The organism is Vibrio sp. Vb1554 (genome assembly GCF_033344235.1).
The window spans coordinates 1-1121 of record NZ_JAWPOJ010000370.1; the positions used below are offsets into that span (position 1 = coordinate 1).

At 50.0% G+C, this 1121-nt stretch carries 1 protein-coding gene; it reads right to left on the bottom strand.

The window, feature by feature from the left end:
* Positions 1–1090: succinylglutamate-semialdehyde dehydrogenase (locus tag R8N28_RS27510; protein WP_318183803.1), on the bottom strand; the 1090-nt coding region annotated here is incomplete at its 3' end.
* Positions 1091–1121 lie beyond the last annotated feature (31 nt).

The window sequence follows — 1121 nt, forward strand, 5'->3', positions numbered from 1 at the left end:
CATCGATGATGCCAGGAGAAACAAACGCCGCCCCTCCTGCTTTCGCTTCAATTAAGCTTTCACCGCCTAGAGATTGCAGGTTTGCTTGCGCATCAAGAATGAACTTCGCCGCAGCCACAGAGATTTGTGGGCCCATAAATGGCGCAGGTTCTGCGAATGGTTGATCCATGCGAATGTTTTTCGTCGCTTCCACCAGCTTAGTGATCAGAGCATCCCCTTTCTCACCAAACGGCACGTATAGACGACGAGCACAAGTACAACGTTGACCAGCACTGATGAATGCCGATTGGATGATGGTGTACACCGTTGCATCCAAATCACCGTAGTTATCAGAGATGACCATCGGGTTGTTGCCGCCCATTTCTAGCGCTAACATCTTGCCTGGTTGACCTGCAAACTGACGATGCAGAATGTGACCCGTGTTCGCACTGCCCGTAAACAGAATGCCATCAATACCTTTCGCATCAGCCAACGCAATACCGGTTTCCTTCGCACCTTGAACAAGGTTGATCACGCCTTTTGGCAAACCCGCTTCTTCCCACAATTTCATAGCTAGCTCGCCAGTCCAAGGCGTTTGCTCAGATGGTTTGAACACAACTGTGTTCCCCGCTAGCAAGGCAGGAACGATGTGGCCATTCGGTAAGTGACCAGGGAAGTTATATGGCCCAAACACCGCCATTACGCCAAGAGGGCGATGTCGCAATACAATCTGGTTGCCCGCTGCTTCGCGAGTCGCTTCACCAGTACGGTCATGGTAGGCACGAATAGAAATAGCGATTTTTCCAGCCATTGCAGCCGCTTCTGTGCGCGTTTCCCAAATTGGTTTACCCGTTTCTTTCGCGATCACTTCGGCAATTTTTTCACTGTTTTCTTTCACTTTTTCAGCAAAAGCCAACACAATTGCTTCGCGTTCAGCGAATGGACGTTTTTTCCATTCGACGAACGCAGCACGCGCTGCAGCAACGGCTTGGTCTACTTGTTCCGCCGTTGCACCGTTACCGCGCCAAATTACTTCTTGGTTGTACGGCGACAGAGACACAAACTCTTCACCCTGACCTTGTACCCATTCACCTGCAATCCAATGTGTCATTGTTTCTATCCTTAAATTCTGTCGTCTGTTA